Source organism: Tardiphaga sp., from assembly GCF_025356345.1.
Taxonomy (GTDB): Bacteria; Pseudomonadota; Alphaproteobacteria; order Rhizobiales; family Xanthobacteraceae; genus Tardiphaga.
Genome location: NZ_JANXTC010000074.1, coordinates 1 through 5688, shown reverse-complemented (window position 1 = coordinate 5688; position 5688 = coordinate 1). Strand labels below are relative to the sequence as shown.

Sequence of the window (5688 nt, the reverse complement as noted above, 5' to 3'; positions counted from 1 at the left end):
TTCTTTGGCCTGCTGTTCGGCGTGATCGCGGCACGCGGCTTCAACCGCTGGCCGGATACGCTGATCTCCACCCTCGGCCTGGTCTTCTACGCCACGCCGTCGTTCTGGTTCGGGCTGATGGCGATCGTCGTGTTCTCGATCTATCTGCAATGGCTGCCGGCCGGCGGCTTCGAGGATATCGGCACCGTTCACAGCGGCTTGGCGCGGACCATTGATATCGCGCGGCATCTGATCCTGCCGACGCTGACGCTGGGGCTGATCTTCCTCGCCATCTATCTGCGCATCATGCGCGCCTCGATGCTGGAAGTGCTGAACCTCGATTTCGTCCGCACCGCGCGCGCCAAGGGCCTCGACGAGACCCGCGTGGTGATCCGCCATGTGCTGCGCAATGCCCTGCTGCCGATGGTGACGCTGATCGGGCTGCAGGCCGGCACCATGCTCGGCGGCTCCGTCGTCGTGGAAAGCGTGTTCTCGCTGCCCGGCCTCGGCCGGCTGGCCTATGAATCCGTGGTGCAGCGCGACCTCAATACGCTGCTCGGTATCGTCTTCGTCTCGGCGCTGCTGGTGATCCTGGTCAATTTCTTCGTCGATCTGCTGTATGCGCGGCTCGATCCCCGCATCGCGGCGGAGGCCTGAGCATGGATGCGATCAGGCGCTATTTTCGCAGCCCCGCCGCCGTGGTCGGCTTGCTGCTGCTGCTGGTGGTGATCGTGATGGCGATCACGGCCGGTCTGCTGTATCCGCGCGATCCGCTGGCGCTGGCCGGGCGACCGCTGCAATGGCCGTTCGCCAATCCGCGCTTCCTGCTTGGCACCGACAATTCCGGCCGCGACATCGCCGCCCAGATTTTCTATGGCGCGCGGATCTCGCTCTTGATCGGCGGCGTTGCCACGCTGATCGCCATCGTCATCGGCGTGCTGATCGGCGCCTTCGCAGGCTTCTATGGCGGCTGGGTCGACACCGTGTTGATGCGGATCACCGAGGCGTTCCAGACGCTGCCGAATTTCGTTTTATTGCTGGTGCTGGTCGCGGTGTTCGGCTCGACGCTGACCACCGTGACCATCGCCGTCGGCATCGTCTCCTGGCCGGCGCCGGCACGTTTGACCCGCGCCGAATTCATGTCATTGCGCAGCCGTGAATTCGTCCAGGCCGGGCGCACGCTGGGCATGAAGGATATCCAGTTGATCCTCGGCGAGATCCTGCCCAACGCGCTGCCGCCGGTGATCGTCTATGCCAGCGTGGTGATGGCCACCGCCATCCTGCTGGAGAGCGCGCTGGCGTTCCTGCGGCTTTCCGATCCCAATGTCGCCTCCTGGGGCAATCTGATCGGGCTCGGCCGCGACGTGCTGCGGGTGCAGTGGTACGTCTCGGCGATTCCCGGCATTGCCATCCTGCTGACCGTGCTTGCCGTCTCGCTGGTCGGCCAGGGCCTCAATGACGCGCTCAATCCGAGACTGAAGAGCCGATGAGCGAGACTGACAATTCAATCCTGACGCTCGACGGCCTCAGCGTGTCACTGCCGGCAGGCGCCGACCGCTCGCATGCGCTGCGAGGCGTGTCGCTGTCGATCGCCGCCAACGAGATTCTGTGCGTGGTCGGCGAGTCCGGTTCCGGCAAGTCGATCATGGCCAATGCCATCATGCAATTGCTGCCGCGCGACGTCGCCATCGACGGCGGAAAGGTGATGTTCGAGGGCCGCGATCTCGCCAGCGCCACCCCGGCTGAAATGCGAAAGGTGCGCGGCGCCGGCATCGCGATGATCTTTCAGGAGCCGATGACGGCGCTCAATCCGCTGCGCAGCATCGGCGACCAGATCGGCGAGATGTTCTCGATCCATACAAAACTGTCGAAGTCCGAGATCAAGGCGCGTGTGCTGGCGCTGCTGGAAGACGTCCGCATCCCCCATCCCGCCGAGGCCGCGCGGGCCTTTCCGCACGAATTGTCCGGCGGCCAGCGGCAGCGCGCGATGATCGCCATGGCGCTGGCGCTCGATCCGCGGCTGCTGATCGCCGATGAGCCGACCACCGCGCTCGACGTCACCACCCAGGCGCAGATCCTGAAGCTGATCCGCGAATTACAGCTCCGCCGCAAGACGGCGGTGCTGTTCATCACCCATGATTTCGGCGTCGTCGCCGAGATCGCCGACCGCGTTGTGGTGATGCAGCATGGCGCCGTGGTCGAGATCGGCAGCGCGCGGGACGTGCTCAACGATCCGCGGCATGCCTATACCAGACAGTTGATCGCCGCGGTGCCGCCGCTGACCGCGCCGCCGCCGCGACCACTCTCCGACGACATCATCCTGAGCATCGACCATGTCTCGAAGACCTATCGCAATGGCGGGTTTTTCGGCCGCGGCGCGCGCGTCACCCACGCCGTCCGCGATGTGTCGCTGAAACTGCCGCGCGGTGCGACGCTCGGCATCGTCGGCGAGTCCGGATCGGGCAAGTCGACGCTGGCGCGCTGCATCATCCGGCTGATCGATCCCGACGCGGGCGCCATCGTGCTGGAAGGCAAGGACTGGGCGACGATGACGCGCGAAAACGTGCGGCGCGAGACCCGCCATATCCAGATGGTGTTCCAGGACCCGTTCGCCTCGCTCAACCCGCGCCGCAAGGCCGGCGACCTCGTGGCGCAGGGCCCGATCGTGCACGGCACGCCGCGCGCCCAAGCGATGACCGAAGCGAAAGAGCTGTTCGCGCTGGTCGGACTCGATCCGTCGGCGATCGATCGCTTTCCGCACGAATTCTCCGGCGGCCAGCGGCAGCGCATCGGCCTTGCCCGCGCGCTGGCGCTGAAGCCCGACGTGCTGGTGGCCGATGAAGCGGTGTCGGCGCTCGACGTCTCGGTGCAGGCCCAGGTGCTGAAGATGCTCGCCGAATTGCGCGAGCGGCTCGGCCTGTCGATCGTGTTCATCACCCATGACCTTCGCGTCGCCGCCCAGATCTGCGATCTGGTCGCGGTCATGAAGGACGGCGAAGTGGTCGAGCATGGACTGGCCGGCGAGGTGTTCGGCCATCCGCGGCACGCTTATACCAAAGCCCTGATCGCCTCGATCCCCGGCGGCGATTTTGCCCGCGGCCGTCGGCCGTAGAATGGGTTGAGCGTTTCGCGATACCCATCACCTGCGCGCGGTTCAGCCGATGGGTTTCGCTGCGCTCTACCCATGCTACGATTCCGATTCAACTTTCAAACAGCCATGATTTCGCCTTCTCGCGACGCCCGGCGCCCGAGTTTTGCGGTAGTTCCCCCCTCGAACCCATGAGGGGGGGGGCAGCGCGCCGACAGGCGCGGGGGTGGGGGATAGGGACGCGATCCGTGTCACCACGGAACGCGGCGCCTGTCAGCGCGCCACCGCGGTGATTTTAGGCTGGAGGACCGTTCTTCCGGGCCAGCACGTGACCTCCGAAGAGGACACTCCGGCGGGATTTCGCCCGCCTTTCGCTGTCCCGTCCAGCCATTCAAGGCAGAGCCCCGTAGTGGGCCCGGACGGTGACCGCCAACCTCCCGGGGCGTGCTTGCGAGGCACGCGCGCGGGACACCGCATCCTGCTCCGCTACCAAGACGCCTCATGACAGCGCCCCTCGCGAACAAGACGACAGAGCTAATAATCCTAGTTAGGACTTATGTCAATAAATTTATGATTGTCGTTCCGGGGCGGGAGCAGCGTCAGCTGCGCCCTCGCGCCCCGGAATGACAGAATGGTTCCGCATCTTACGCGACGCATCGCGCGGCGCCGATCCGCGTCAGGATCGCATCGAGCTGGCCGATCATCTGGCCGATCTCGGCGCGCGTGACGTTGAGCGCGGGCATCAGCCGCAGGCTATCCGGCCGCGGCGCGTTGAGCAGCAGGCCGTCGTGCAGGGCTTCGGCGACCACCGCCGCCGCGATCGGGCGCTTCAGGTCGAGCGCCAGCAGCAGCCCGCTGCCGCGCACTTCGCCGAGGCCGTGCCGCGCCGAGATGCGTTGCAATTCGCCGGCGAGATGGTGGCCGTTGTCGACGACCGACTTCAGGAATGCCGGCCGGTCGATGTGGTCGAGCACGGCCAGGCCGGCGGCGCACATCAGCGGGTTGCCGTTGAAGGTGCCGCCCTGGTCGCCATGCTCGAACACCGCGGCCTTGTTGGTCGCGAGCAGGGCGCCGAGCGGCACGCCGCCGCCGATGCCCTTGCCGAGCGTCATGATGTCAGGCGCGATCCCTGCCTGCTGGTAGTTGAACAGCGTGCCGGTGCGGCCCATCCCGGTCTGGATCTCGTCGACGATCAGCAGCAGCCCGCGCGCCTGCGTCAGCGCCCGCAACGCCTGCATGAATTCCGCGGTCGCGGGCCAGACGCCGGACTCGCCCTGGATCGGCTCCAGCATCACCGCCACGGTGTTGTCGCCGATCAGCGCTTCGACCGAGGCGAGATCGTTGGTGATCGCTTTCGGAAAGCCGGTCACCTTTGGTTCGAACAGCGCTTCAAACGCCTTCTTGCCCGAGGCCGACATCGTCGCCAGCGTGCGGCCGTGAAACGAATCCTCGAAGGTGATGATCTCGTAGGCGCCGTTGCGATGGTTTGTACCGTATCTCCGCGCCAGCTTGATGGCGCCTTCATTGGCTTCGGCGCCGGAATTGGTGAAGAACACCTGATCGAAATCGTTGCGCGCGACCAGCGCCTGCGCCAGTCTCAGGCTGATATCATTGTAGAAGGCGGGGCTTGGCGTGATCAGTCGTCGGGCCTGCGCCGTCAATGCGTCGATCACGATATCCGGCGAATGGCCGAGCGAGTTCACCGCCCAGCCCTGCATGAAATCGAGATAACGCTTGCCGGTGTCGTCCCACAGCCACGCGCCTTCGCCTCGGCTGAAGACGATCGGCGGGCGGGCGGTGATGTTCATCAGGGCATCGAACGGATGGGTGGCGATCGTCATGGCGGTCTCCTGTGCTGGGAATGAACAGGCGGCCTGAAACGCGAGAAGGCCGCACTGTGGGTGCGGCCTTCTCGAAACTTGCCGAACTAGTCGTTCAGCATCCTCGGACATGGCGCAACCCGGCATCGTCGCAGGAGCGACGACGGAGGGCGGCGCGGATGTGGGTCCGGGTGAAGATCATGGCGGGCGAATACATCCGTGGGGCGTGAGATGTCAAGTGGAGTTGCTCACTGATTTGCAGCTTTGCCAATGCGGCGGGCTCATTCTTCCCCTCTCCCCTTGTGGGAGAGGGTGGCCGCGCGTCAGCGCGGACGGGTGAGGGGTAGATACGATGCAGCCCCCTCATCCGACGCGGACTTCGTCCGCGCCACCTTCTCCCACAAGGGGAGAAGGAAGAAAGATGAGCAGCTCTGCTAGAACCCCGCCACGCTGCCATGCAGATCATAGGCATCGGCGCGTTCGATCTTGGCGGTGACGATCTCGCCGACTTTCAGCGGGCGCCGCGCCGAGACGTAGACCGCGCCGTCGATCTGCGGGGCGTCCGACTTGGAGCGGCCTTTCGAGACGGTCGGGCCGACCTCGTCGATGATGACCTGCTGCCGGGTGCCGACCTTGCGCTTCAGGCGGCGCGCGGAAATCTTCTGCTGCCGCTCCATCAGCGCGTTCCAGCGCAGCTGCTTGATCTCTTCCGGCACGGCATTGCCGAGCGCATTCGACGGCGCGCCGGCGACCGATTCATATTTGAAGGCGCCGACGCGGTCGATCTGCGCTTCCTCGAGC

The 5688-nt window shown here is 65.6% G+C and carries 4 protein-coding genes and 1 pseudogene; 3 read left to right on the top strand and 2 right to left on the bottom strand.

All coding sequences use genetic code 11. The annotated features are described in order from the left end of the window. From Q0S16_RS04135 to Q0S16_RS04125, 3 genes are all read left to right on the top strand, one after another. Positions 1–636 (top strand): ABC transporter permease (locus Q0S16_RS04135; RefSeq protein ID WP_295845355.1); only part of this gene is annotated, 636 nt, incomplete at its 5' end. Between the two features lie 2 nt (positions 637–638). Beyond that, the gene (locus tag Q0S16_RS04130) at positions 639–1469 is read left to right on the top strand and encodes an ABC transporter permease (RefSeq protein ID WP_295845353.1); all 831 of its coding nucleotides are present in this window, start codon (positions 639–641) and stop codon (positions 1467–1469) included. After that, positions 1466–3091, top strand: coding sequence for an ABC transporter ATP-binding protein (locus Q0S16_RS04125; RefSeq protein WP_295845351.1), 1626 nt, complete (start codon positions 1466–1468; stop codon positions 3089–3091). Before Q0S16_RS04130 ends, Q0S16_RS04125 begins: the two co-directional genes overlap by 4 nt. A 620-nt stretch (positions 3092–3711) precedes the next feature. Here the strand turns inward: Q0S16_RS04125 and Q0S16_RS04120 are convergent. Both Q0S16_RS04120 and Q0S16_RS04115 read right to left on the bottom strand, forming a co-directional pair. Beyond that, complete coding sequence (locus tag Q0S16_RS04120; RefSeq protein WP_295845348.1) at positions 3712–4908, bottom strand: acetylornithine transaminase; 1197 nt, start codon at positions 4906–4908, stop codon at positions 3712–3714. 413 nt (positions 4909–5321) lie between these two features. Further along, a pseudogene (locus Q0S16_RS04115) lies at positions 5322–5688 on the bottom strand (30S ribosomal protein S12 methylthiotransferase RimO); the annotation flags it as partial.

What these genes read in the sequence shown, in the direction of transcription:
- Q0S16_RS04130 (WP_295845353.1), top strand. Translation starts at nt 639, where the DNA reads ATGGATGCGATCAGGCGCTATTTTCGCAGCCCCGCCGCCGTGGTCGGC.
- Q0S16_RS04125 (WP_295845351.1), top strand. Translation starts at nt 1,466, where the DNA reads ATGAGCGAGACTGACAATTCAATCCTGACGCTCGACGGCCTCAGCGTG.
- Q0S16_RS04120 (WP_295845348.1), bottom strand. Translation starts at nt 4,908, where the DNA reads ATGACGATCGCCACCCATCCGTTCGATGCCCTGATGAACATCACCGCC.